Origin of the sequence: Vibrio sp. YT-16 (assembly GCF_033337405.1) — a bacterium.
Lineage (GTDB): Bacteria > Pseudomonadota > Gammaproteobacteria > Enterobacterales > Vibrionaceae > Vibrio > Vibrio alginolyticus.
The window spans coordinates 587,208-611,275 of record NZ_JAWOQQ010000002.1 but is presented as its reverse complement, the minus strand read 5'-3'; the positions used below and the strand labels follow the sequence as shown (position 1 = coordinate 611,275).

At 42.9% G+C, this 24,068-nt stretch carries 24 protein-coding genes; 10 read left to right on the top strand and 14 right to left on the bottom strand.

Features of this window, described 5'->3' with window-relative positions:
- The first annotated feature begins 221 nt into the window (after positions 1-221).
- Positions 222-818 (top strand): DUF2238 domain-containing protein, encoded by a 597-nt coding sequence (locus R7F07_RS05975; protein ID WP_005376330.1) that lies wholly within the window; start codon positions 222-224, stop codon positions 816-818.
- Here R7F07_RS05975 and cutA read toward each other — a convergent pair.
- From cutA to R7F07_RS05950, 5 genes are all read right to left on the bottom strand, one after another.
- A complete protein-coding gene (gene cutA / locus R7F07_RS05970) occupies positions 780-1,112 on the bottom strand; it encodes a divalent-cation tolerance protein CutA (protein ID WP_017634166.1) in 333 nt (110 codons plus the stop codon). The two genes, R7F07_RS05975 and cutA, sit on opposite strands and share 39 nt — an antisense overlap.
- A gap of 14 nt (positions 1,113-1,126) precedes the next feature.
- Positions 1,127-1,378: a hypothetical protein gene (locus tag R7F07_RS05965; protein WP_017634167.1), complete on the bottom strand. Its 252-nt coding sequence runs from the start codon at positions 1,376-1,378 to the stop codon at positions 1,127-1,129.
- Positions 1,362-3,071: an SgrR family transcriptional regulator gene (locus R7F07_RS05960; RefSeq protein ID WP_005386283.1), complete on the bottom strand. Its 1,710-nt coding sequence runs from the start codon at positions 3,069-3,071 to the stop codon at positions 1,362-1,364. Before R7F07_RS05960 ends, R7F07_RS05965 begins: the two co-directional genes overlap by 17 nt.
- 79 nt (positions 3,072-3,150) lie before the next feature.
- Positions 3,151-3,384: a DUF3389 domain-containing protein gene (locus tag R7F07_RS05955; protein ID WP_005386281.1), complete on the bottom strand. Its 234-nt coding sequence runs from the start codon at positions 3,382-3,384 to the stop codon at positions 3,151-3,153.
- Positions 3,385-3,390: 6 nt separating this feature from the next.
- The gene (locus tag R7F07_RS05950) at positions 3,391-3,825 is read right to left on the bottom strand and encodes a hotdog fold thioesterase (protein WP_042520857.1); all 435 of its coding nucleotides are present in this window, start codon (positions 3,823-3,825) and stop codon (positions 3,391-3,393) included.
- Between the two features lie 201 nt (positions 3,826-4,026).
- On the opposite strand from R7F07_RS05950, the gene R7F07_RS05945 reads away from it, so the two are divergent.
- A complete protein-coding gene (locus R7F07_RS05945) occupies positions 4,027-4,815 on the top strand; it encodes a M48 family metallopeptidase (RefSeq protein ID WP_149192557.1) in 789 nt (262 codons plus the stop codon).
- 75 nt (positions 4,816-4,890) lie between these two features.
- Here R7F07_RS05945 and R7F07_RS05940 read toward each other — a convergent pair whose 3' ends face one another.
- Positions 4,891-5,919, bottom strand: a complete 1,029-nt coding sequence (locus R7F07_RS05940; protein WP_042520855.1) for a site-2 protease family protein — start codon at positions 5,917-5,919, stop codon at positions 4,891-4,893.
- 422 nt (positions 5,920-6,341) lie between these two features.
- Here R7F07_RS05940 and R7F07_RS05935 point away from each other — a divergent pair, with 422 nt between their 5' ends.
- From R7F07_RS05935 to R7F07_RS05920, 4 genes are all read left to right on the top strand, one after another.
- On the top strand, positions 6,342-7,586 hold the full coding sequence (locus tag R7F07_RS05935; RefSeq protein ID WP_171342933.1) for an outer membrane protein transport protein: 1,245 nt from the start codon (positions 6,342-6,344) through the stop codon (positions 7,584-7,586).
- 20 nt (positions 7,587-7,606) lie between these two features.
- Positions 7,607-10,015, top strand: coding sequence for a VolA/Pla-1 family phospholipase (locus R7F07_RS05930; protein WP_171342932.1), 2,409 nt, complete (start codon positions 7,607-7,609; stop codon positions 10,013-10,015).
- A 136-nt stretch (positions 10,016-10,151) separates the two neighbouring features.
- Positions 10,152-10,361: a YgdI/YgdR family lipoprotein gene (locus R7F07_RS05925; protein ID WP_005376349.1), complete on the top strand. Its 210-nt coding sequence runs from the start codon at positions 10,152-10,154 to the stop codon at positions 10,359-10,361.
- Between the two features lie 289 nt (positions 10,362-10,650).
- Positions 10,651-11,208, top strand: a complete 558-nt coding sequence (locus tag R7F07_RS05920) for a PhnA domain-containing protein (protein WP_005376350.1) — start codon at positions 10,651-10,653, stop codon at positions 11,206-11,208.
- 126 nt (positions 11,209-11,334) lie between these two features.
- Here R7F07_RS05920 and R7F07_RS05915 read toward each other — a convergent pair whose 3' ends face one another.
- The 3 genes from R7F07_RS05915 to R7F07_RS05905 form a co-directional block, all read right to left on the bottom strand.
- A complete protein-coding gene (locus tag R7F07_RS05915; RefSeq protein WP_005376351.1) occupies positions 11,335-11,526 on the bottom strand; it encodes a hypothetical protein in 192 nt (63 codons plus the stop codon).
- A 279-nt stretch (positions 11,527-11,805) separates the two neighbouring features.
- Entirely contained in the window at positions 11,806-12,825 is a 1,020-nt protein-coding gene (locus tag R7F07_RS05910; protein WP_062730983.1) for a TerC/Alx family metal homeostasis membrane protein, read from the bottom strand.
- Between the two features lie 622 nt (positions 12,826-13,447).
- The gene (locus R7F07_RS05905; RefSeq protein ID WP_318110463.1) at positions 13,448-15,190 is read right to left on the bottom strand and encodes a bifunctional UDP-sugar hydrolase/5'-nucleotidase; all 1,743 of its coding nucleotides are present in this window, start codon (positions 15,188-15,190) and stop codon (positions 13,448-13,450) included.
- A 268-nt stretch (positions 15,191-15,458) separates the two neighbouring features.
- Between R7F07_RS05905 and R7F07_RS05900 the strand changes: the two genes are divergently transcribed.
- Entirely contained in the window at positions 15,459-17,093 is a 1,635-nt protein-coding gene (locus R7F07_RS05900; RefSeq protein ID WP_171342930.1) for an ATP-dependent endonuclease, read from the top strand.
- A 153-nt stretch (positions 17,094-17,246) separates the two neighbouring features.
- On the opposite strand, the gene R7F07_RS05895 is transcribed toward R7F07_RS05900, so the two are convergent.
- Together R7F07_RS05895 and R7F07_RS05890 are read right to left on the bottom strand one after the other, a co-directional pair.
- A complete protein-coding gene (locus tag R7F07_RS05895; protein WP_017634175.1) occupies positions 17,247-17,729 on the bottom strand; it encodes a DUF1097 domain-containing protein in 483 nt (160 codons plus the stop codon).
- 227 nt (positions 17,730-17,956) lie between these two features.
- Complete coding sequence (locus R7F07_RS05890; RefSeq protein WP_005376369.1) at positions 17,957-18,862, bottom strand: LysR substrate-binding domain-containing protein; 906 nt, start codon at positions 18,860-18,862, stop codon at positions 17,957-17,959.
- Positions 18,863-19,163: 301 nt separating this feature from the next.
- On the opposite strand from R7F07_RS05890, the gene focA reads away from it, so the two are divergent.
- A complete protein-coding gene (gene focA, locus R7F07_RS05885; protein WP_171342929.1) occupies positions 19,164-20,615 on the top strand; it encodes a formate transporter FocA in 1,452 nt (483 codons plus the stop codon).
- Positions 20,616-20,752: 137 nt separating this feature from the next.
- Here the strand turns inward: focA and R7F07_RS05880 are convergent, their stop codons facing one another.
- The 3 genes from R7F07_RS05880 to R7F07_RS05870 all read right to left on the bottom strand — a co-directional run bounded on the left by R7F07_RS05880 (position 20,753) and on the right by R7F07_RS05870 (position 22,275).
- Positions 20,753-21,322, bottom strand: coding sequence for a YceI family protein (locus R7F07_RS05880; protein ID WP_017634178.1), 570 nt, complete (start codon positions 21,320-21,322; stop codon positions 20,753-20,755).
- Positions 21,319-21,858 carry a cytochrome b gene (locus tag R7F07_RS05875; RefSeq protein WP_005390157.1) on the bottom strand — a complete coding sequence of 180 codons (540 nt, stop codon included), beginning with the start codon at positions 21,856-21,858 and terminating at the stop codon, positions 21,319-21,321. Before R7F07_RS05875 ends, R7F07_RS05880 begins: the two co-directional genes overlap by 4 nt.
- Before the next feature lie 174 nt (positions 21,859-22,032).
- Positions 22,033-22,275: a DUF2164 domain-containing protein gene (locus tag R7F07_RS05870; RefSeq protein WP_042520836.1), complete on the bottom strand. Its 243-nt coding sequence runs from the start codon at positions 22,273-22,275 to the stop codon at positions 22,033-22,035.
- Between the two features lie 183 nt (positions 22,276-22,458).
- On the opposite strand from R7F07_RS05870, the gene R7F07_RS05865 reads away from it, so the two are divergent.
- Both R7F07_RS05865 and R7F07_RS05860 read left to right on the top strand, forming a co-directional pair.
- A complete protein-coding gene (locus R7F07_RS05865) occupies positions 22,459-23,091 on the top strand; it encodes a hypothetical protein (protein WP_005376385.1) in 633 nt (210 codons plus the stop codon).
- A gap of 187 nt (positions 23,092-23,278) precedes the next feature.
- The gene (locus R7F07_RS05860; protein ID WP_017634180.1) at positions 23,279-24,067 is read left to right on the top strand and encodes an EAL domain-containing protein; all 789 of its coding nucleotides are present in this window, start codon (positions 23,279-23,281) and stop codon (positions 24,065-24,067) included.
- Position 24,068 lies beyond the last annotated feature (1 nt).

Sequence of the window (24,068 nt, the reverse complement as noted above, 5' to 3'; positions counted from 1 at the left end):
GACTGAATCATGGATTCTATGGATGGGCATGTTGTAAATCAAACTTTAATGAAAAGTGCACGCGCAAACGTTTTAATGTTGAGCAGTTTGCCAATAAATCAACATTTTCAGTGATCAAAAAACCCATTAAAATATCAATTGCACACCGTTCAATTAAGTGCAATCATTAACACAATCTATGGAGTCCCACTGTAAGATAAATTGAAGGATCAAATAACTCTATGAAAAGCACCTCGACACTCTTAGGATTAACGATTTTTTATGCCATCGTGTTTTTATTTTCTGCGTTGGAACCTAACTCACGTGCAGTTTGGTTTGCGGAGATTATCCCGGCGATTGGTATTCTTGTTGCTATTTGGGCGATTTCGATTCGCTATCAGTTCAGTAATACGGCTTACTTTTTAATGTTCATCTGGCTCTGTTTGCACACTATCGGTGCGAAATATACGTTCTCCGAAGTGCCGTTTGACTGGTTTAACGACATGATTGGTTCAGAGCGAAATAATTTTGATCGCGTTGCGCACTTTTCAATTGGCCTTTACGCATATCCGATCGCTGAATACTTGATAAACAAAAAACGGTTCAACAAAGCGTTCTCTTGCTGGTTTGCTTTGTTTGCTATCATGTCACTTGCTGCTGGCTATGAGATTATCGAATGGTGGTATGCGGAGTTGGCTGGTGGCGATGAGGGAATTGCCTTTCTGGGCTCGCAAGGTGACATATGGGACGCCCAGAAAGATATGTTGTGCGATACCGTTGGTGCAGTGTTGTCGTTATTCTTAATGTCGGCTCAACGTCGATTCTCTCAACCATTCTAAATAAGGGTTAAACCCATCAACAATTGGAACCTGTACGATTTGAGCGACCTCGTATTCGTGCAGGTTTTCTATTTTCTCTTCCACCAATTCATAAAGTTCTCGACGAGTTTTGATGACTAGCAACCATTCGTTGTCAGTACAAACCTCCCCTTTCCAAACGTAGTGGCTTTCAATAGGCATTGTTTGAATACACGCGGCTAATTGGGCATCTAGCAAACCTTTAATGATCTGATCTCGATTTTTTTCATTACTGGTTGTACTTAAAACCATGCAATAGTCATGTTTCATACTCATTTTCTAGCCCTTCATTATTTCATTGTCACTTTGCCGCCAATCATTTTGTAAGCGGGGGTTCCTCTTACTAAAGTATCTCTTGCAAACTCTTGTCCGCAAGCGGGGCAAATACATGGGGTTTGTGTGAAATCGTCAACAATGCGCTCTTTGAAGCATTTAACCAGTGCGCCTTTCCCGCCTTTACGGTACTTAAATAGTTGAGTTTTACACTTTGAGCAATAGATATCGACGGTTTTCGTCGGCTGCTTCTTATTCGGTTTCGCCATGGTTACTTTCTATATCCGGTTTGACCCATACATTATTAAAATCAAACCAACCTAAGGCATTACACTTTGCATTTTGTAACGCACCGCTGTGGTCTTTATTCACGCCTAGCCAACAGTGAAACATAGGAATCACCTGACAGCTTTTTACTAACTGTCGTCCTAGCTCACGCGCAGGAAAGTCTGTGTGCATCCCAGCACGCCATTGATCGACAAGTTTAGCCCATTCACTAAAATCGTAACCTGAACTGAACTTCTCAATATCACTGTAATCCAGGAGCCAGCCCGCCAACGCGTCATTTCGGTTCGTTGCAATGCCCATAGCTTTCACCCAGATATCCACTTCCTCCGGTGCGGGCGGTTGAGAATCATAACGAATAAACTCAACCTCTATACCGTGCGGTTTTAAGAGTGTCTTGATGGCCTTGGCAACTACTGGAAACATCGGATGCTTTTTCTGATACGCTACGGAAATTACCTTATTAGCCTGTGGTACGCTGCCCGCTTCTGCTGGCCTAAGATCAATCCAACCGGGCTTAAGGCCAAAGGCTTGCAATACTCCCAGTTCCATCACTTTATCTTGTGGGACATGCGCGTAAATCTGGTGACTGTTGAGGGTTTGCGAGAGGAACTCTGCCCAACGTGGATCTTTTGCAATCCCAGTGTTTTTGTTTAGTAATAGGAATGTACAGCCAGGGTCCAGCTCGACTTCATCGGATGAACCTTGTTTATCCATCTTCGGCTTTGACAGGCTTGGATAAACCATTGAAGAATAGGCTTCATCGATTACCCACACCTCCACTTGGTCAAGTAAAGGGCGAAAACCAAAGTAGCCATCAAAAGCAGTCAAAATAAGACGCTTATCATCATTCATTTTAACTTGGAACGGCCCTGTCCCTATCGGTTGTCTATCAAAGCTTTCAGAACGCAAAGCACTCGGTAGCAAAATTTTTGCTTGCGACTCACTCAGAGCCAGAGGCAGGTAGCGATCAGGACGGACGAGCTCAATATCAACGGTCCACTCTTGTGGTGAAGACACCCGCTTTATGTGAGAAAACAAGTTCAAGCCATTTAACGCAAGCACACTTTCAAGAACACAACTGGTTGTTAACGGTTCACCATTATGAAAGCGTACTCCACGACGAAGATAAAAACGCCAATGAGTATCAGAAATTGCTTCCCACGTGTGGGCTAAATCTGGTTGAAGTTGTTCATTTTCATCAAGGCGAGTGAGTCCGCTAAAAATTTGTCTGGCGATGTGCTGTTCAGAACGCCGCATCGGTTTCTGCGGGTTTAACATCGACAATGGTCGATAATAAGGCAAACGCACGACCTGCTCGCCCTGTCGATGCTGAAGCCCTAAATAACCTTGGATAACCTGCGTCAATCGTGCCGCATCGTTATCAAGCGCATCTAGAGCCTGACCGATTTTCCCTTCATCGAGATAACGCCTGGCGAGGTTTTCGCTGACGTCGCTTCGATTACGTTTAAAAACGAGTTTCGAAAGTTTTCCTCGACCCGCTGCCGGATGCCACTCAATCCAGCCCTCTTCTTCAAGTTTATTTAGAACAATACGAGCATTACGACGTGTACAAAACAACGCTTCCGTGATGTCTTCGAGCTGAACGTCCGTATCGTGACCGGAAAATTTTTCAAACAGTGTTTCGAACTGAACACGTAAACGAGGGCTACTCATAAAGAGGAAATTCTTATCTTGTTGTCGATAAGCTAAGTTTCCTCATTTTTTCCAAAAAGTGCAAACATCACACTATAAACTATTGAATATCGATACCAATTTCTCGCGAAAGTTCAGCCAGTTGTACCTCGTTGTCCAGCTTGATAGACCATTTGCACTCTGCTCCATGAGATAAAACAACGTTCGCTCCTCTACCCAGCAGCTGAATTGCATCGGTTTGCGCTTGCAAGGTTACCATTGCACTGCCGGAGAGCTTAATCACTATTTCACGCTGGGTTGCAATGATTTTTCCTAATGAAAACTCAATCACCATCTTAGTTTATACCGACTTTGTTTTGTGTTGTTTCACAGCGATGGTCAAGCGACTGGTACACACTAAACGGCCTCGCTCATCAGTGATATCGATTTGCCACACTTGCGTTGAAATACCCAGATGAAGCGGTTTTGCCGTACCAATCACATGACCACATCGCATGGCTCGCACATGGTTCGCGTTAATATCTAAACCGACGCAGTAGCTGCCCTCATCGACAGAGAAGTTTGCAGCCAATGAGCCTAATGTTTCTGCGAGCACGACTGATGCACCACCGTGAAGCATTCCTAAAGGTTGATGAGTAAAGCTGCATACGGGCATGGTTGCTGTAAGGGAGTCGTCAGTGAAATCTGTATATTTAATTTGTAGGTGCTCGATCAGGGTATTTTTTGACGTGGCATTCAGAATCTCTATGCTTACGGGCTTTTTCCATATACTCATTGTTTTACTCTTAGTTTCACAAACTGGTTTGTTAGGTTGTAACGATGTGCTAAGAAGCTAGCATAGACGCTACCTGGGCATAACTTCAAGACGTAACATCTCACCTTATTTATTAATCAGATGAATAACTTGATCCATGCATCATGTTACTATTTGGGTATATACTATTGCTTCAAAACAAAAAATTAAATGGAGCCTGTTATGAAGGTATGGATGAAAGCCTCTGCTCTTTTAACTATCGCGGGTTTAACAGCGTGTAGCGCATCACCGATGGGTCGCAACCAGATCCTGATGTTTTCAGATCAGGAAATGTCATCGCTTGGCGCTAAATCTTTCGAACAAATGAAGAAAGATATCCCAATCAGCAAAGATCGCAAAACGAATGCCTACGTTCAATGCGTTGCCAAACACATCACTGACACCATTCCCGCTCAATCTGGATTTAAAGACTGGGAAGTCGTTGTTTTTGATAGTGAACAAGTCAATGCGTTTGCTCTACCAGGTGGGAAGATCGGCGTGTATACCGGGCTTTTAGATGTCGCGAAAAACCAAGATCAGTTGGCAACAGTCATTGGTCACGAAGTCGCTCACGTCCTCGCTGACCACAGTAATGAACGTCTCTCACAAAGTCAGTTAGCAAATGCAGGGTTGTCTCTAGCAAACGTTGCCATTGGCGCTTCCGAGTACAAACAGTATCAACAAATGACGATGGCGGCACTTGGTGTCGGTGTTCAATACGGTGTTATCTTGCCATACGGTCGTACTCAGGAATCCGAGGCTGATATTGTCGGGCTGGAATTCATGGCAAAAGCAGGTTTCGACCCACGTCAAAGTGTCGATTTATGGAAAAATATGAGTGCTGCATCAGGTGGTTCTCAACCACCTGAATTCTTCTCAACCCACCCATCGCACAGTACGCGCATTAAAGATTTACAAGCAACCATAAATAAGCTGCCTGCGTATAACGCGAAAGCACCAAGATGTGGCTAATTCATTGCTACTATCGTCTACTACTTAAGCTTGCCAAATAAAAAAGCTCCCTAGGGAGCTTTTTAATGATTCTAATCAAGTGCCCAATATCTGTAGCGGCAAACTTAACAAACTATCTCCGAGAGTGGCAAAGTACCAGATGATAGAAACAAAACCTCCGACAGAGACCAAGTACCAAGCAAGTGAAAATAGTTGCCCATAACGGGTTAATGGCAATAAATGGCTTTGATGTCGAGCTCTCCATTCCATCACCACTTCCAACATTCCCATTAACAATAAAAACCCTAGCAACGTCAGACCGAAATAGTAACTGATAAAAATGCCTAATAAAGCGGTCGCAATACTGCCAACTAACCCGACCCAAGTATTCATTGAGAAGGTAATACTTTTGAGCACATGGCCACCATCTAATGGTAAAATAGGCAGCAGATTAAATAGGTTTAGCAAGGCGTTAAACACAGCAAGCCCAGCGAAGATCACCTCACCAGTCATCCAATAAAGCAAAGTAAAAACAACACTAAGTACTAAACCGAAAAATGGTCCCATGATTGAGATAACCACATCCTGCCAGCGCGTGTTTATCTTTTCGTCACTTAGCGCCAAACCACCTAGGAATGGAATCAAATAGATCCCTTTGGTCTTCATTCCAAAATACTTCATCGCTCTAATGTGACCATATTCATGAAAAACCAAACAAGCGATCAACGCTAGCGCGAATTCGATGGAAAATAGCCAAGAATATGCAGCGAGACTTGCAGACGCTAACGCCACTTTAATAACTTTCGCACTTTTAAGTGCTTTCATCCCAAGAGATACGAGGCCTATTACACTTAAACGCTTTTCGGATGGTGGCGTAACTTCTGGCACTTGGCGCTCGATGTCTTTTTCATTTCGACAACCTTCGTTGACGAGCTCACCGTTAATTGTGACCTTGTAACTCAATTCAAACGGTTGCCATGTTAAAGAACACTCTAAATGACAGTTCAGGATTTCCTCACCCGCAGAGAGCTTAAACTGGTGTAGACAAGTCTCTGCGGTATTGTCACTGGCATCGATTTGAGACACCAACGTATTATCCCAATATAACTGCTGCCACCCAGCCATTGATCCTTCGAGCCTTAGCGAACGACCTAAAAATTCAACATTCAGTAATTCCAATGCGGTTCCTATTGCGTCTATTGAATAACTACATAGCGAGCGCGAATTATGCCTGTGAAGTGAAGAAACAGCAAAGCGAGCTATCTCTTGATTTGATCGTTATTTAACTATAAAGCTCGCAAAACAATTCTGGTCGTACCATTCTCTTCAAAAATATAACGATAATACATGCCCTTACAAGCCATCGTTTGACCTATGCATCATATTTAAAACGCAAAATACGCTCAAACTTTGACAAGTTATTAAACATACAATTAACATTACATTTACATCACCGTTGTATTTCGCGTATTAACAATTGGTGTAAGTACCACACAACAATTACAAGGACTTCGGTCCAGCATTATGACACCCTAGGAGGGTCAAGGATGAACAAGAAGCACTGCTCTCTGCTTACAATTTCAATATTGTTTGCGTGTAATGCCCACTCAGCGGGCTTCCAGGTAGCTGAACATTCGGCATCTGGTCTTGGTCGAGCATTTTCAGGTGAAGGGGCTGTCGCAGATAATGCCAGCGTCCTTGCCCGTAACCCTGCAGCAATGACACTTTTCAAAGAAGCTCAATTTTCGGGCGCGTTATCTATCATCGACCCTGAAGTCGATGTGTACGACACTGTAAACAATGAACACGCGAAAGATGTCGCCCCTTTACAGATCGTGCCAGCAGGTTATTACATCAGCCCTATCAATGATAACTGGGCTTGGGGTATCGGTATGTTCACAACATACGGTGTTGCCACTGACTATCCAAATGATATTTCCGCAGGTGATATGGCGGGTGACACTTCCCTACTTTCAGTAAACATCAACCCTAATGTCGCTTACCGTATCAACGAGTCTTTCAGTGTCGGTGGTGGTATCAACCTAGTTTACGCTGAAGCAGAGCTGACTCGCCACAAAGGCGCACTCGCCCGTATTTTAGGTGGTAATAAGTCCGATAACCTTGTCGGCATGGAAGGCGAAACTTTTGCTTGGGGTTGGAATATTGGCGCTTTGTACGAGCTAAATGAAAACAACCGTTTTGGCTTTGGTTACCGTTCTAAAGTTGATCTAGATTTTGACGACGGTGAGTTTAGTAGTTACGACTCAGGCCGAGCTCCATCACCAAAAGTGGATGGCCGTTTAAAAATCTCTCTCCCTTCAATTATCGAATTATCGGCTTTCCATCAACTGAATGAACAATGGGCAGTACATTACGGCTGGCAACAGACCGATTGGAGCACATTTAAAGAACTGAAAGCGACGAGTCCTCAATGTAATGATGGAACTGCTGGTCAATGTTTCTACAAACCAGAGAAATACGAAGACAACAACCGTTATTCTATTGGTGCAACTTACACCCTCAATGCGGATTGGGCATTCCGTGCAGGTTTTGCGTACGACGAACAAGCAGGTGAAGCGACATTGAGTATCCCTGACAGTGACCGTTTTTGGTACAGCGCGGGCCTAACTTACGCAATGAATGAGAATTTAACTTTCGATGCAGGCTTTGCACTTGTTAAGAGTAAATCAGGCTCTTTCACTGAGACAAATGCTCTGGGTGAAGAGATTAAGTTTGACTCAGAAGGTACTGCTTACATCAGCGCGGTACAGATGAACTACACCTTCAAATAATGGGATTACGGAGTAAACCAATGAAACACACGTTTAAATTATCAATGCTTTGTTCTGCAATCCTTCTTGCTGGTTGTGGTGATGATACTTCCAGCTCTGGTACTTCCGACAAAGTTCAATTTGAAGATGAAGTGCAAGCATTGCTTGATCGCGAAACATCCATCAGTTTTACGCTTCAAGGAGCGAACGCAGATGTACCGGCACCATCTTACTTATTAATGGACACAAGCGATGGTACGCTTGGTCTGCCAACTGATGGCGATGATGCTTTAACCAACCCTAGAGCCTCGATGAATACGATGGATGGATGGTCAACGTCTATGCCAATCGTTCTTAACTTCAACGGCGATGGTTTTGCAACGGGCATGTTGCCGTCTGGTGTTAAAGTCATCAAGATTAACCAACGCTTAACCGAGTGGGACGGTAAATCTAACCCAATCGAAGAGGTACTCGTTCAGAACCAAGACTACGTAGTTCAAGCAAAAGGTAACTCTCTATACATCCAGTTCTTGGCTTCACTTGATGAGTCAAGCGAGTACATTTTTGCGGTTACACAAGATGTTACTGACGTGAATGGTGAGCCAATCGGTACATCAGCCAGTTACGCGACAGGTAAATCGAAAGAAATCGTTTATGAAACTGGTGCTCTTGCTTCTGTTCAAGCGGTGACACAAGCGGTTGAAGGCATTTTTGGTTTAGCTCAAGTTAACCCTAACGACATCGTTTACTCCTCATGGTTCAGTACCCAGTCTGTAGGTGATACGTTAGCGGCAGTCAAAGGAGTAACCGCTACTGGTTTTTCTACCGGCGCAAACACACTAAATACCGTTTACAAAAATGACTCAAACGAAGGTTCAGTAGACTTATCAACGGCCTACACAATAACGCTCGGTGAAACCCAAGACTTTAGCACTGCGCTAGACTCTGACGATGACTTTAGTAAATACATTAGCGATCTAGACGCAGCTAAAACGGCAATTAAAGGCCTTTACATGCAATCAGGTGCCGATGTAAGCGTGACACAAGGTGTGGTAAGACTGCCTCATTATCTGGAAAAAGGCACAAGCTGGAACATGCAACCAATGGTATCTGCGATGCCAAGCCTAGCGAAGCTAAGCGCAGCATTAGCGGATCCGAACGAGCAAGCAAACATGGTTCAGCAGCTATCAACAGGCATTTTTGCAAATGATCCTGTTGATGTGACAAAGCTTGCTACAGATCCTACAGAGCAGCTAAAACTTGTTGGAGCTAAGCTTACTCTTACCGATGGTACCCAGCTTGATAGTGAGCGTATTATTACTCGCTACTCGCCTGTTCCCGTAGTGAAATCGGTTGAAGATGTCGAAGTACTGGTCTTCACACCTAAATCTGGCGTCGCGACAGACGTTGTGATTTATCAACACGGCATCACCTCTGCGAAAGAGAATGCGTACGCGTTCGCGTTCAATATGGTAAAAGCAGGTGTGGCAGTTATCGCTATTGACTTACCTATTCATGGTACGCGCAGCTTAGATGAACAACGTTCCGCAAATGCGAATGTACTGGCTTATCTAAATCTTTCCAACTTAGCCGTTGCGCGTGACAACCTACGTCAAAGTGTTCTGGATGTGTTAGGTTTGCGCGCTAGCTTGGTAGTATCTGCTCAAGGCGGTCTTTTAGCTGGAGGTCCTCTGCAAGGCTTCAACCCACTGACGGGTTCAAAAGTCAAAATGCTAGGTCATTCACTTGGCGGTATTGTCGCTACATCTGCCGTCGCAGCAGCAAACAATACATTGGGCAGCCCTACTGCGGATGCACTGTACACCTTTAGTTCTGCATCAGTACAGAACTCTGGTGGACAAATTGGTAATTTGTTACTGGGTTCAGACAATTACGGCCCTCAGATCAAACATAACCTCGCTTATGCAGCATCTAAAGACTATGCGAGTTACGCTGATGCATCATGTGCGGATCTAGAAGATAAAACATGTTACGAAGCATTTGAGGCTGCGGCAACGGAAGCTCAAGTAGCAGCGCTAGAAGCAGGTTTCTCACAATTTATCTATGCAGCACAGACTACACTAGACACTGTCGATCCGTTCACAAACGCTTCAGATTTAGTGGCATCTGGCTCGCTAACGACACCATTCTTTATGACAGAAGTGGATGGCGATAGCACAGTACCAAACATCGTTCCAAATGCACCATTCGCTGGTACTGAACCGCTTGCTAATAAGCTAGGGTTGAAGACTGTGAACAGTACGGACACTACTGTGAATGCAACTGCGAGCTTTGTACAGTTTAATGCTACTGCATCGCACAGTACTTTTGCTTCGCCAAATGGCACTCTGTCTGATATTGATCATCATGTAGAGATGCAGATGGAAAACACTGACTTCTTAATGGATGACGCACTAACAGGTGTCACTAACACTTCTGTTTTGAAGTAATCGCAACACCCTTCCTACCAAAGCCCAGTTTCTACTGGGCTTTTTCATTTCAATTGTATTCAAACCCACTCATATTTCCTCTGCTATAGTTAAAACGATGTCTTTGCCTAACTCACTTGTTTAAAAGGAAAACTCTATGCGCGTATTGACTGTTATTGCCACTGTATTACTTCTTGCTGCATGCGGAAGTAGCCAATATCTGATGTCGACAAATGAAGGGAAAATTATTACCTCTTACGGTAAACCAGACCTGAACGAGGAAACGGGTATGTACGAGTATGAAGACATGGATGGTAAAGAAATGAGTATTTCAAAAGAGCAAATTGTCCAGATTGTCGAACGTTAACGACAGGCCCTCTGTAAATTAGAGGGCTATGTTCTAGCCACCCTCTCTCTACATTTACCTCTTTTAGGTTTGTAATCGTTGTAGAAATTGACACAACCAATTCATAAACCAAAACAATTAATAGTGTCTTTTATACTTCCGTATTATTTATTTAGCGAATATTTTACATCTTCACCTTAATCAGGTTGGAGTATTGTAAAATCTAATCTTTAATTCGCTAACACCCTTTTATTTCTCAGGATAAAGTGGATAATACCGCCACAAAATAACATTACTAAGGTGAGTCCTTATGTCTATTGAAGCTACTCTGCTTGCGCGCTGCGAGTCAAAATGTGAACTGTGTTCTTCTGAATCTCAACTAACTGCATACGCTGTCCCACCTCACGGTAATGTGACGGTTGATACTGCCATCATGGTTTGTGATAAGTGTCTGGGTGAGATCGATGAGCCAAAAGACATTAACCACTGGCGTTGTCTAAACGAAAGTATGTGGAGCCAGGTTCCTGCTGTACAAGTGACTGCATGGCGCCAACTCACTCGCCTAAACACAGAAAGCTGGGCTCAAGATGCTCTTGACATGATGTACATGGAAGAAGAGCAAATGAACTGGGCAATGAAAGGGATGTCTGCTGACGATAAAACGGTTGACTGTAACGGCACTGAACTTAAGAAAGGTGACGATGTAACAGTAATTAAAGACCTACCAGTAAAAGGCACTAACCAAGTAATCAAACAAGGTACAGTGATTCGTGGTATTAGCCTTGGCGATGATCCAAAGCTAGTTTCGGGTAAGGCAAATGGTGGTCAGTCGATGTACGTGATCGCAGAATACTGCCGCAAGAAGTAATATCGCACTTCAGTCATGTCTACCTCCTCTAGAGTGTTTCTTTTCTAGGGCGTAGGTTGAGTAGGCATGTTTTACAAATAAAAAAAATACCGGCTCATAGGCCGGTATTTCTTACACTATTTCATATCAACGGTACATACCGATGTCTTTTTGAATATGTGCTGACAAGTCTTCTGCGTAGTAACTGCGTGGCGCAGTGTTATCTACAAATAGAATGTCCAGTAAGTGAGCAATCAGTCCTTTGAAGTTAACCGCGTAGGTTTTCTTATCCATAGAGGTTGGTAAAGCTACATTTGTCATTTGCATTGCTTGTGCCATGATTGCCTCTCTTTAAAAGCAGTAGTCTGTTTAGTTGGTTGTATATTAGTCAGTTTCTTATTGTTTAAGAAATGACAAATTTTACCCATTCAAATTAGAATTTCTAATAAAACAAACTCATTACAAAGCTCAAAAATACAAATGAATAATAACGGCATAAATAATCACAATTGCTGTAATTACATTGAATAACTGAACATTACCTGCATAATTGCCCCTTAAGCAACAACATATATTTAACAATATTTTTCGTTATTTCTTTTGATTTTAGTGCTTACTTTATATTTTTTGATTAGTAATATTAACGCTAGTTTGACGCTTCGCTTTATTTTTTAGGAGTGATGCAACCACTGCCGATGTCATCACAACAACTAAAAATGTGAGAGACCATGCTGTCGGAATCTCATATTCTGTTCCAACCAATAGCATTTTTACCCCGATAAACATCATGATTACTGATAATGCTGGTTTTAAGTATACAAACTTGTCTAACATTGCTTGAAGAACAAAGTACAGCGATCGCAAACCCAGTAATGCAAATACGTTCGCGGCTAAGACTAAAAATGGCTCTCGCGTTACCGCGAATATAGCTGGTATAGAATCCAACGCAAACATAACGTCCATTACTGCAATGACACCAACAACGATCAGCATCGGTGTTGCCACCCACTTACCAGCTTGCTTTAAGATTAAGCGATTTCCTTGGTAGTCATCTGTAACTGGCAATACCTTTCGAATCAACTGCTCCGGATATGGATTAACCTCTTCTGCTTCGCCTTTGTCGCGAGCTAGCTTAACACCCGTCCAAATAAGAAAAGCAGCAAATAAGTACAATACCCAGTGATACTGTGAAAGTAACTGAGCACCAACCGCAATCATGACAGCGCGTAAAACTAGCGCACCTATCACCCCCCAAAGCAATGCTCTCGGACGCAAGTGCTCCGGCACACTGTATTGTGCAAAGATGATGGCAAACACAAACAAGTTATCCACGCTTAGCGACTTCTCTAGTAAGTAACCAGTTAAGAATGAAATCGTTGCTTTGTCGTTCGTATAAGCGCTATGTGGCGCGTAAAAGTCCCAGAATAAATAAATAGAACCTGCAAAAACAAAGGCAAGCAAGAACCAAAAAACACTCCAAACGATGGCTTTTTTCATCGTGATAACGCCACCACGTGTTTGATAGATATCAAGCGTAACAAGAACAAGGGTAAATAAACCAAAAGCACCATACATCGCTAATGATTCTTGAAGAGGCACCGATTGGCTCAATTGGGTGGTATTTTCGATAAGAGACATATTTCCTCCCATGGCGGAAGGACTTCGTTTGGTGACCTTCCGCAGACAATAACAACCAACAGCCACATAACGATTATGTGCTGCTAGTCAATGAATGCGTTGGTCTCGTTGAAGTGTTGACGTGAATGAACCACGTAACACCTTTACTTACCGGATAAGCTGATGCTTAACGAGATGACGATAAGTAAACTTGCGCTAACTACTCCCCAAACGCCGACATAATAACGCCGAGCGTCAGGCTTTCCAACAAAAAAGCCTTGTCTTATCGAAATAAAATTCTTATCAAAAATCAGGAAGCACTATAAAAAGAAAGAAATGGATTCAACCACCTGAACTTTAGTAAACAGACAAAAAGCAGCAAATGGCTCAAGACAAACTCTTCATTGGTTAGAGCCCTAACGGGGAAGATAGATACAAAAAAGGAGCATTACTGCTCCCTTTTGTAACATCCACATTCTTAGCAATTCAAAAGCCGCTTAGAGGCACAAAGTAGACCAGTGTTGACCAAATTGCGATCCAGGCAACCACGACTGCCGTATCTGCCCAATCTTTATTCCACATACTGCCACCCTCATCAACCCATGTAGTAAGTGGAGAGCAGCAAAATCAATACCAGTATCTATTATCGACGTCGCTTTGTGTAAAGTTTGTGACTTTGATTCAAACAGTTTGGCTCATCGGTCAGGAGTTCAATAAAACAATCAGCCATGGACAAACTGGTCACACGCCCTTCTCCTTTCATCTCCTGCAATGCGTCGTACCCCTCTTTCCCTTTCATCGTATAGGCAGAAGAAGTCCCTCGATACCAAACATCATCTTGAACACCTACCCATTGTTTACCATCAAAAATCACTAATGATTGAACTCTTTCACCTTTTGGGGCATCTGCGTGGTACTCGAAGTTTAAATTGTAAGTGTACGGATAACTGCCAGATCCAGTGCCTTCTACGCCATTGTTGAGTGCATTATTTATCGCGCCTTCAAGTGCACGGCGAATAGCGCTGCCTTTTACATCGTAAAAGCCGATAGGAACGGCAAAAGGCAACAGCCGTCCGGCAATGTCTGCCACTGTGATGTTGCCAGGGTTCAAAGAGGTTCGCACGCCACCCGCATTATGAATTGCAAATTGAACGTCATATCCACGTTTGTTTAAACAGTGCAGAAATGATCGGGCAACGGAGGAAGCCAACTTACTCTCACCAAATTCATCGGGAATTCTCACATGACGCTTTTTGGTGTCAACACTAGCAATGACTTGTGACTGTAACTGCCTGACCTGAGGAATATATTTATCGCTCAGGATCGCTTGAGTTTCCGGGTGTTTCTTACAAACCACGACATTCGGTTGACCATGGATGAAGTCGCACGCGGTTTCGAATACATCTTGGTCGAGCTGTTGGTTTAGCGTCGAGTCCCAAAAAATACGTCGACCAAGCAACAGTTCATTTTGTCCACTCAACATCGTTGCTTTACCGTGTTCATCAAACTCAATGACGCAGTGCCCCATTGTCAAAGCATGGAAACCCGCTTGCACCACATAGGTATCATTAATTTTGATACCGTAGGGATCGTCTTGTCCTAACCCTATTGATGAAAAATCACCTTGCAACCGGTGGCTGTGTCCACCAACAATTATACCAATACCTGCGACTTGCTCAGCTAACTCTAAATCACCTTCATAACCTAAGTGGCTCAGAAGAATAATATTTTTTATACCTGATGAATGGATTTGTTTTACGGTCGCCTTGGCGGTTTCAATTGCTGAGTGAAAAGGCGTGTCTGCATCAGGGTTTGCGATGTCGCTCATTTTATCTATGGATAATCCGAAAATCGCGACCCGCTCACCATGGAATTCTTTAACAATGTATTGAGCGCTCTGTGTATCCGGTTGGTAACTATATACATCCTTGCAATCACTGATACGGTGAGGTTTTTTAAGTGATTCATTGGATAAATCCCAGTTGCCAGCAAGCAATGGGAACTGAGTACGTTGGCAAAACAATGCAACTGGCTCATTCCCCATATCTAATTCATGGTTACCTAACGCCATTGCATCAATCTTTAATGCGTTCAATAAGTCGGCATTGGCTTTGCCTTTAAATAGTGAGAAATACAGCGTGCCTTGGAAGCAATCTCCGGCATGGAGGAACAACATCCCATGACCTTGGCGCTGAGCATCATCTCTTAACTGCTCGACTCTGGTTGCGATACGAGAAAAGCCGCCAGCACTGACATAGGGTTCTAGCGTGAGTTCATTGTTTATCTTAAGCTTTAACTGTAATGACGTTGGTTCAAAGTAGGAATGTGTGTCATTGATGTGTGCCAGTTTGATTCTCACTGGCTTATGATTGTTATTCATCTTCATCTTCTCTTTTTTCATTCCTTATAATAATAAGAAGTGAATCATGACAGAATCATGAATTTTATGAAACTGCGATTTAGGATTTCATGTTTAAGTGATCACGATGCTGTCCCCTGGCTTTGAAAGCAAGCCTCGCTTGTAACGGTCTCTATTCAGTAAGAGGCTCTCGTAATTTTGTGAACTGAGCTTAACTCAAAAATTCCGAATTCATATATGCTTAGGAGTAGCAAAATAACTCTCGATAATTCAAATAATTGCAAGGAGGATTGAGATGAGACTAGAACGCATCGAAATCTCCGGGTTTAGAGGCATCAAACGCCTTTCACTCTCTTTTGACGAACTCACCACGCTTATCGGTGAAAACACGTGGGGCAAATCATCATTACTCGATGCCCTTTCCATCGCATTACCTGCCAATGGCTCATTGTATCAATTCAAACTGAAAGATTTTCACGTTGACTACTCAATTTCTCATCCACAAACACAACACTTACAGATCATTGTTTGTTTTAAAGCACAGGATAAAAACGAAGTAAAAGCGGGACGCTACAGACGCATAAAGCCTACATGGTGCACCAACGAAGATGGTGAGCAAGTCATTTACTATCGTATTAGTGCGTCTCGCGATGAGCACGGCATTAATACAGAGTACGCGTTTTTGGATCATAACGGCAAACCCAAAAAACTTCACCACTCAGAGAAACTCGCTATTGAGTTAATGACACTTCATCCTGTAATCCGACTACGTGACTCCCGACGCTTCCCAGATTTAAACCATGTCAACGGCGATGGTAAAAATGCTCGGATTGAAAAACGAATCAACAACACCTGTCGACGCTTATTGGCTATGCCTGGCCATGTGAATAAAGGTGAGATTCGTAGTAGCCTCGACTCAATGCAAACGCTTGTTGAACACTATTTTGCGTTCAGAAGTGTCAGTAAAGGTAACCCACGCAAACCTCGTGATGGTCTTTTCTATACAAGCCCTTCCTCTGATAAAGGTTTGAGTCAGTTCTTGAAAGAAACCAATGACAAACAAAGCCGTTTGCTTTTAATGGGGTTACTCAATGCCTATCTTCAAGCTAAGGGTCCCACCGATTTAAGGCGCTGTGCGAGACCAATACTGATCATTGAAGATCCAGAAGGTCGACTGCATCCAACTCATCTAGCGAGAGCGTGGTCCTTATTGCAATTGTTGCCAATGCAAAAGATATTAACCACCAACAGTGGCACGTTACTCGGTTCTGTTCCACTGTATTCAATTCGACGTTTAATTCGGCTATCAGACAGAACCATCGCTAAGAGTTTAAACTCAACAAAGTTTGGTCGAGATGAGTTGCGCCGAATTGGTTTCCATATTCGTTTTCATCGTTCAGGAGCATTATTTGCGCGGTGCTGGTTACTTGTTGAGGGCGAAACCGAAGTTTGGCTTTTTCATGAACTGGCTCGTCAATGCGGGTATGACTTGGCTGCCGAAGGGGTTCAAATCGTTGAGTTTGCTCAATCAGGTCTAAAATCACTCATCAAAGTAGCAAAAGAGTTTGGTATTGATTGGCATGTCGTTACTGATGGCGACCCAGCAGGGAAAAAGTACGCGCATGCAGTGCGAGCACAGCTCGACCATGATCAGGAAAGGCATCGACTTACGGAGTTACCCGACCGAGACATCGAGCACTTTCTGTACAACAATGGTTTTGAACTTTTCTTTAAGGACATCATCAAAGTTCCTCATGACCACCCTATCCCTGCTAAAAAAGTCGTAAATCGTGTTTTGAAAAAACATGCAAAACCGGACTTAGCTTTGGCTATTGTTTCTCATTGTGAAGTGAAAGGCATGGAGTGTATTCCTGTTCTTCTGCGCTGGACACTTAAACGCGTTGTTACCATGGCCAACGGCAATACATGAGTTAGGCGTATTTCACACTCAGCGTATTGTCTTGTAATACAAAAAAAGCACACCAATTTGGTGTGCTTGTATCAAACATCATTAATTTTGATTAAGGGTATTGAGAGGGATAAAACTCAATACACAGTGGATACCAATAAGATCGGGGGTTCACTACTGTGCTTGCTCAGCAAGCGAAGAAGAAGTAGCGGTTGATTTCGTATGCAACCATAGCCCTGTCGCTTTCATTAGATAGCCAAACACACCACCTAGCAACAACGATGGAATGACAAGTTGCCAGTTTCCGTCAGCCGCAAATGTTGCGCATGAACCAATAAAAGTACCAGGGATGTACGCGAGCCAAGCCTGTTTAGCTTGAATACACATGAAGAATGCCACAATAGCGGTAATCACATAGCCAATAATTTCCAACCCCACGTAAGTGGAACCGTGAATAATTACCATTGCCCAGAATACGCCTGTCATATTGGTGATTAAGCTGATGCCTAGTCCTTTCAATCCGCTCGTTGGCGCTGCAAAGTAGCTCGTGCAACCTAAAAAACCAGCCCAAGAAAGCAAACCTAAAGAGATGGCGATCCAACCCCATACGCCAGATAAAATTCCAGTAGTAATAGAAATAGCTAAAAGTGTCGTCATGGTAGTCATACCTACTCGGCTATTATCGTACCTATATGGTTCAATAACTGCCTTCATACATTGAAATCAAGGACACATGTTAGATACATCAGCTCAGCTTATCGGTGATATTGATCACAATAAGATATTATTATTTTCACAATTTACATTAAAAGTTTGACGCAACCGATAAATCAACAGATTTAGGGAATAAACCAACTCATCTCGTAGGCATATTTAATCAACCTTTAAAGAACTGAAGGCTTCCCTTTCATCATTCGCAGCCCCTCTCTTTTAATGCAGTCGACTAATGGGTTTTCTGCCATATCTGAACGCCATATAAATGAAAGCGTCCTTTCCATTTTTAACTCAGGTACATTTAATGCCACAAGGTGACCTGCTTCTATATATCGCTCTACATCTAAATACGGTAAGCAAGTAAGGTACTGACCATTAGCAACTAAACTACGTAACACCGGAACGTGTTCGTACTCGCGCCACACATCCAAATCTTCAATAAGGTGGTGAATAGAACTATCAAATGTTTTTCGTGTGCCAGAGCCATGCTCTCTTAGTACCCACTTCGCTTGCTCTAACTGCGCAAGGCTAACAGACTGATTACGCGCAAAAGGATGATGAGAAGCTGCGACAACAGTAAGATGATCACGACACCATACTTCTTGGTGTAAACGGTTATCATCACAGCGCCCTTCAATAATCCCTAAGTCATACTTGTAATCTAATACCCCATCAATCACCCCTTTTGTACTTTGTACACCGAGGGAAATACGCATTTCTGGAAAGTCATTATCAATGATACTAATAAGGTCGGGAACTAAGTGCTCTGCTGGTGTTTGACTCGCTCCCATACGAATCTCACCACTCAATAAATGTTGCTCATAGAAGCCCATTTCAATCTGCAATGCGTCTTGTAGCAAGCGTTTTGCTTTTGGTCGTAACCACATCCCCCAATGGGTTAACGCCATTTGCTTGCCTTGCCTCTCAAACAACGGCCTGCCAAGCATCTTCTCTAATTGCGCAAGCGACATACTCGTCGCTGATTGTGTCAAAGCCAATTTTTCTGCGGCTTGGCTTACACTGCCGGTATCTGCAACTGCGTCGAAAACCGCTAATTGCTTAAGTGAGTAGCGCAAAGTGTCCTCCATTATTAGTGGGTATTTCCCAATCCCCACAATTGTTAAAGCATGCCCCAATAAGCAATAGAGTTCATTTTACCTGGCCCCGTAAAGTTATCAATTAATTTGATGAGGTTTCTAAATATTATCAATTTTACCTTACTAACCGTTCTCCCTATTCTGATTACGCGGTTCGGGAACACCGCAAGCCTCAATGGTTTTGAAACCGAAGTCGTTGAGGCTCTTAATAAAAACAACAATTTCATTTTTGAGTTAATAACCAAGGATTTTTTATGCGATTACAAATTAAGGAGTCAATATGGCGGTGACCAGTTCTCAAAATCACCAGTATTTTTCTCCAAAAGAGATGATGGTTGAAGCGGAAAAATTTGCGTTAAGTAAGGCAAACAAAACCAGCAGTATGACATTAAGCCTCGCGATTATGGCCGGCGCGTTCATCGGGTTAGCATTCTTGTTTTACATCACGGTGACCACCGGCAGTACGGGCGCTGGTTGGGGCTTGAGCCGCCTAGCTGGTGGACTCTCATTTAGCATGGGATTGATCCTCATCGTGATCTGCGGTGGTGAATTATTTACCAGCTCCGTCCTATCCAGTATTTCTTGGGCCAATAAACAAATCTCGTTCGGTAAGATGCTTTCGATCTGGGGCAAAGTTTACGTTGGTAACTTTATTGGTGCGATGTTCCTACTTGCGCTGGTTACTGCTGCTGGTCTTTATCAGATGGATGGCGGTCAATGGGGATTAAATGCGCTTAACATCGCACAACACAAACTTCACCACACTCTCATTCAAGCGTTTGCACTCGGTATTCTCTGTAACCTGTTGGTCTGCCTAGCGATTTGGCTGACATTTAGTTCTGCAAATGCAATGACAAAAGCAGCAATGACAATTTTGCCTGTGGCAATGTTTGTCAGCAGCGGTTTTGAGCACTGTGTTGCGAACATGTTTATGGTTCCACTTGGTATTGTTATCGCGAATTTTGCACCTGAATCTTTTTGGGCATCTGTCGGTGTGCCCGCGTCACAATACACAGACCTAAACATTAGCCACTTTATTACCGCTAACTTAATTCCTGTCACGCTTGGCAACATCGTCGGCGGAGCGGTATTAGTTGGCCTTTCAAACTGGTGTATTTTTCGCCGACCAGAACTAAAAGCAGCGAATATTTCTTCTATCACTACAACTACAACACTGTCGTCAGTTAAGGATTTCACCATGAAAAATGCTTCTTTTGTTAAAGACATTATGAACCAAAAACCAGTCACCATTCGTGCAGAAACGCCAATTGCAGCCGCGCTGGATGTGTTACTTGATAACAACGTAACTAGCGCACCTGTTGTAGACGTACAAAATCGATTAGTTGGCTTCTTCTCTGCTCACGATGTGATGGTAGAACTATGGTGTGAGGACTACATTCCGGTGAAAGACCAAAAAGTCGTAGACATCATGAGCCGAGATGTGGTTGCAATTGACGCTGGTGATCGCCTCGTTGATGTTGTGGAATTCCTATGTATCGATAAAGAGCAGTTGTACCCAGCGAGCAGTATGGGTATTGCCACTCGCTTGACGTCTTTGTCTCTCGAAGAACGCGCTAAAAGTATCAAAGTAAGTAAGCCACAAGTGCTTCCTGTGCTTGAAAATGGGCAGATGGTCGGGGTGGTTACTCGTACTGAAGTATTAAAAGCACTACGCCCGATTTTTGGTGAGCGTTTAAACCTAGTGGAAAAAAGCGAGTTAGAAACAGCGTAATTCGCTAAACATTTACAACGTCTATTGGCTTTCAATCGCTATCACTGACGGGTTTATCGATGTTAGTGATGTGATTAAGATAATAAAAAAGCGCTCTTCAAGTGAAGAGCGCTTTTAGTGTATCTAAAAGGAACTAATTACTTCTTAATACCTTCGATATGAAGTTCCATATCGACGTAGCTTGAAGCACCCATTACTGGGATGTCAAAGTCAGCAAGCTCTAGGCGAGTGTTGCCAACAAAGCCAGCGCGCTCGCCGCCCCATGGGTCACTGCCAGCACCAACGAATTCAGCCTCAATAGTAATAGGCTTAGTAACACCGTGTAGCGTTAGATCACCAGTTACATCTAGTTTGCCATTGCCTTTATCAACCACTTTTGTGCTCGTAAAGGTTGCTTCACTGTATTTACCAGCATCGATGAAGTCACCACTACGAATGTGTTTGTCACGTTCAGCATGGTTTGAATCTAGGCTGGTTGTATCAACAACAACATTTACTTTTGAGTCAGCAATGTTGTTTTCATCAAAAGAAAAGTCACCAGAAAATGTATTGAAACGACCTTTGATGAAACTGTAACCCAAGTGGCTAACTTTAAAGTTGATTGAAGCGTGAGCACCTTTGGTATCGATGACATAATCTGCAGCTTGCGCACCAAATGGCAGTGCCATAGCGATAGCTAATCCTGTAGCGAAAAGTGACTTTTTCATTTTGAAGCTCCTAACATTTTTCTTAATGTGTTGTCTTTATCGATAAAGTGGTGTTTTAGTGCAGCAATAGCATGTAAACCTGCAATCAGGATGACTGCCCAAGCTGCATAGAAGTGAATCTCACCTGCAATATCTGATTGGCCTGGGAATAACTCTCCCGCTCCTGGCACGGTGAACCAATTAAACACTTCGATGCCGCGTCCATCAGACGTTGAAATGAGGTAACCTGAAACAAAGATGGTGACCAATAGTAGGTACATGACACCATGCGCTGCTTTAGCAGCAAGCACTTCGTAACGTTTGCCTTCTACCTTTGGTGACGCCGTCACATGTTTCCATACGATGCGTGCCAAAGTTAAAATAGCGAGTAAAATACCGACAGAGCGATGGTAATGCGGCGCAGTTCGATACCATTCGCTGTAATAGCTAAGATCGACCATCCACAAACCCACTGCAAATAGACCAATAATGCACAGCGCTGATAACCAATGCATCACGCGTGCAGTAAGGTTGTAATTCTTTACCAGTGTATCCATCTCAAGTTCCTAGATATATTCCTAAGTTAATGCTGAGCAAGAAACACTACATTAACCTATTTACGTCATATGAAACAGATTATTTACCATCATTTACATCCAGCCAATGGTGCCGTATCTATCAAGTTGTTCGAATTTTTTGAAGGAACTTTAAATCGTTTGTAAAACTGAAACTTACAGCTTAATTTCTTGTTCTATCTCATACAGCTCTTCGGAAACTTCTAACATTCTGCGTTCAACCAGTAACTTAGCATCTTCAACACCCTTGTTATAATAAATTGGTCCTAGTTTTTCTGTAATAAAATCAATTAGAAACTCACTATCGAACTGGCCAATTTCAACATCTAGCTCGTCTTGCATGTAATCTTGAATGGCGGTGGCCAACGCCTCTTTTTGTGCGCGTTCTAGCTTTATCATTTTTTCCCTTTCAAATTTTTGTTCAACTTCTGCTTCTTTCGTGTTGCTCTATTAAAGATTAGACACGGTCATTTGTGAGAAATTTGGTGTTTAGATCAAGAAGTTGCCGAAGTAAATTAGTCTATTCTCAAAAGACTATGCTAACCTTTTGCAGTTCGTTTTGTAATTATTAAGGGATATTCTTTGCTACTCGACCTAGTTATTCAAAGTGTTAATGATTTTCAAGACGACTGTCTTAAGCTGTGTGAAAAGCATTACCCTGCGGTGCATAACCAAGGCATGAGTGAGCATCATCTTGGTCTCGCGTTTTCAAGAAGGATGGAACATACTTTTCGTCACTTTGGATACAACTGCGTGATAAAGCCAATCGAAGTGTTGGATTCTCCAGACCTTCCCCATCACTATCGAATTTCATCCGACATTGGCACTGTCTGGGTTCTGAGTCACCATATGGTCAGTGCCGGAAAATCTTGCCGGGAAAACTTACTCTCATCAATTACGGAATGGCAGAGTGAATATGGCTATGCCTTACAGCCTAATGACCTACTCTTTTTGGTTTGCGATCATTGGATAAGTCGCAGCAAAACGAGCCGAGAATTGCTTCATTGGTGGATGGGTGAACTACCCGATCAGATCAACGAATACACAGAACAAGGAATCACACTGTACACCAGCGAGTCGCAACTCACGCAATCGTTGGACACTCGATTCGGTATTAGCCCTTGTTACATTAAGTTTGGGCATCCTTTACGGCGTTCGAACAAACAGCAGTTAGTCAGAAAATATTTGCAGTTGTATGCCGTACTGCAATGGTAGCATCAAATTGAAGTGCTGAGATTATCAATTATTTCATCAATTTGTTTGATGTCACTCGACAAACCTACCCATCCATTACCATCGTTCTTGCTTGAGTTAATGAGCACACTTAGATTCATTGCCAATGAAATAGAAAAATTAGCGCGATAACGCTGATGTTGAGACATTGATTTAGGTTGTGGTAACAATGATGAGCATCTCGCAACTACTTAGTTGCATCCGGAAACAAGCCGACGGGCAGTATATTGCGAAATACGCGAACTTCACTCTCCGCAGTGTCTTTCAACCCATATATAAGAACGATATTTCCATCGTTGGCCTTGAAGCACTGGTAAGAATTAGCAATGCCAATGGCAACATGGTTAGGCCAGATCAGTTTTTCCAATCCAAAGCGACTCCCACTCAAGATTTGCTCAATGTTGAACGCTTAAGTCGTCTAATCCATATCAAAAATTTCTCTCAGTCTCGTTTTCACACAAAACAATTGTTTCTCAATGTATTACCGGTAGCGGCAGAGATACTAGTCAAAGACATCACGTATAACCGACTGCTAAAACAAACCATTTATGAATCGCATTTGATGAATGAACAAATCGTCATGGAGTTACTTGAATTGAAGGTGGAGGATGAACTCTCTTTGTCTCAAGCTGCTCGGGAGTTAAGTCTTGAAGGATTTAAATTAGCGATTGACGATTATGGCGTCAATGCATCGACAACTGAGCGAGTGAGAAGCGTTTGCCCAGATATAATCAAGATGGATCGCTCTTTATTGCTAAGGTATGAAAACGGTGATTTTAAAGCGCTTAACGATGCATTATCACTCGCAAAAGCGTTATGCTCTAAAACCGTTATCGAAGGAATTGAAACCGAGCATCAACTTCGCTTAATGAAAAAGCTCGGTTTCGATATGTATCAAGGGTACCTACTTGCTATCCCCCAAACGTTAGACGCCTATGAAGAGGCAAAAACAGCCTGAC

Bases quoted from the DNA above. Each gene is read 5' to 3' on its own strand.
- R7F07_RS05975 (WP_005376330.1), top strand. From the start codon at position 222: ATGAAAAGCACCTCGACACTCTTAGGATTAACGATTTTTTATGCCATC.
- cutA (WP_017634166.1), bottom strand. From the start codon at position 1,112: ATGAGTATGAAACATGACTATTGCATGGTTTTAAGTACAACCAGTAAT.
- R7F07_RS05965 (WP_017634167.1), bottom strand. From the start codon at position 1,378: ATGGCGAAACCGAATAAGAAGCAGCCGACGAAAACCGTCGATATCTAT.
- R7F07_RS05960 (WP_005386283.1), bottom strand. From the start codon at position 3,071: ATGAGTAGCCCTCGTTTACGTGTTCAGTTCGAAACACTGTTTGAAAAA.
- R7F07_RS05955 (WP_005386281.1), bottom strand. From the start codon at position 3,384: ATGGTGATTGAGTTTTCATTAGGAAAAATCATTGCAACCCAGCGTGAA.
- R7F07_RS05950 (WP_042520857.1), bottom strand. From the start codon at position 3,825: ATGAGTATATGGAAAAAGCCCGTAAGCATAGAGATTCTGAATGCCACG.
- R7F07_RS05945 (WP_149192557.1), top strand. From the start codon at position 4,027: ATGAAGGTATGGATGAAAGCCTCTGCTCTTTTAACTATCGCGGGTTTA.
- R7F07_RS05940 (WP_042520855.1), bottom strand. From the start codon at position 5,919: ATGGCTGGGTGGCAGCAGTTATATTGGGATAATACGTTGGTGTCTCAA.
- R7F07_RS05935 (WP_171342933.1), top strand. From the start codon at position 6,342: ATGAACAAGAAGCACTGCTCTCTGCTTACAATTTCAATATTGTTTGCG.
- R7F07_RS05930 (WP_171342932.1), top strand. From the start codon at position 7,607: ATGAAACACACGTTTAAATTATCAATGCTTTGTTCTGCAATCCTTCTT.
- R7F07_RS05925 (WP_005376349.1), top strand. From the start codon at position 10,152: ATGCGCGTATTGACTGTTATTGCCACTGTATTACTTCTTGCTGCATGC.
- R7F07_RS05920 (WP_005376350.1), top strand. From the start codon at position 10,651: ATGTCTATTGAAGCTACTCTGCTTGCGCGCTGCGAGTCAAAATGTGAA.
- R7F07_RS05915 (WP_005376351.1), bottom strand. From the start codon at position 11,526: ATGGCACAAGCAATGCAAATGACAAATGTAGCTTTACCAACCTCTATG.
- R7F07_RS05910 (WP_062730983.1), bottom strand. From the start codon at position 12,825: ATGTCTCTTATCGAAAATACCACCCAATTGAGCCAATCGGTGCCTCTT.
- R7F07_RS05905 (WP_318110463.1), bottom strand. From the start codon at position 15,190: ATGAAGATGAATAACAATCATAAGCCAGTGAGAATCAAACTGGCACAC.
- R7F07_RS05900 (WP_171342930.1), top strand. From the start codon at position 15,459: ATGAGACTAGAACGCATCGAAATCTCCGGGTTTAGAGGCATCAAACGC.
- R7F07_RS05895 (WP_017634175.1), bottom strand. From the start codon at position 17,729: ATGACGACACTTTTAGCTATTTCTATTACTACTGGAATTTTATCTGGC.
- focA (WP_171342929.1), top strand. From the start codon at position 19,164: ATGGCGGTGACCAGTTCTCAAAATCACCAGTATTTTTCTCCAAAAGAG.
- R7F07_RS05880 (WP_017634178.1), bottom strand. From the start codon at position 21,322: ATGAAAAAGTCACTTTTCGCTACAGGATTAGCTATCGCTATGGCACTG.
- R7F07_RS05875 (WP_005390157.1), bottom strand. From the start codon at position 21,858: ATGGATACACTGGTAAAGAATTACAACCTTACTGCACGCGTGATGCAT.
- R7F07_RS05870 (WP_042520836.1), bottom strand. From the start codon at position 22,275: ATGATAAAGCTAGAACGCGCACAAAAAGAGGCGTTGGCCACCGCCATT.
- R7F07_RS05860 (WP_017634180.1), top strand. From the start codon at position 23,279: ATGATGAGCATCTCGCAACTACTTAGTTGCATCCGGAAACAAGCCGAC.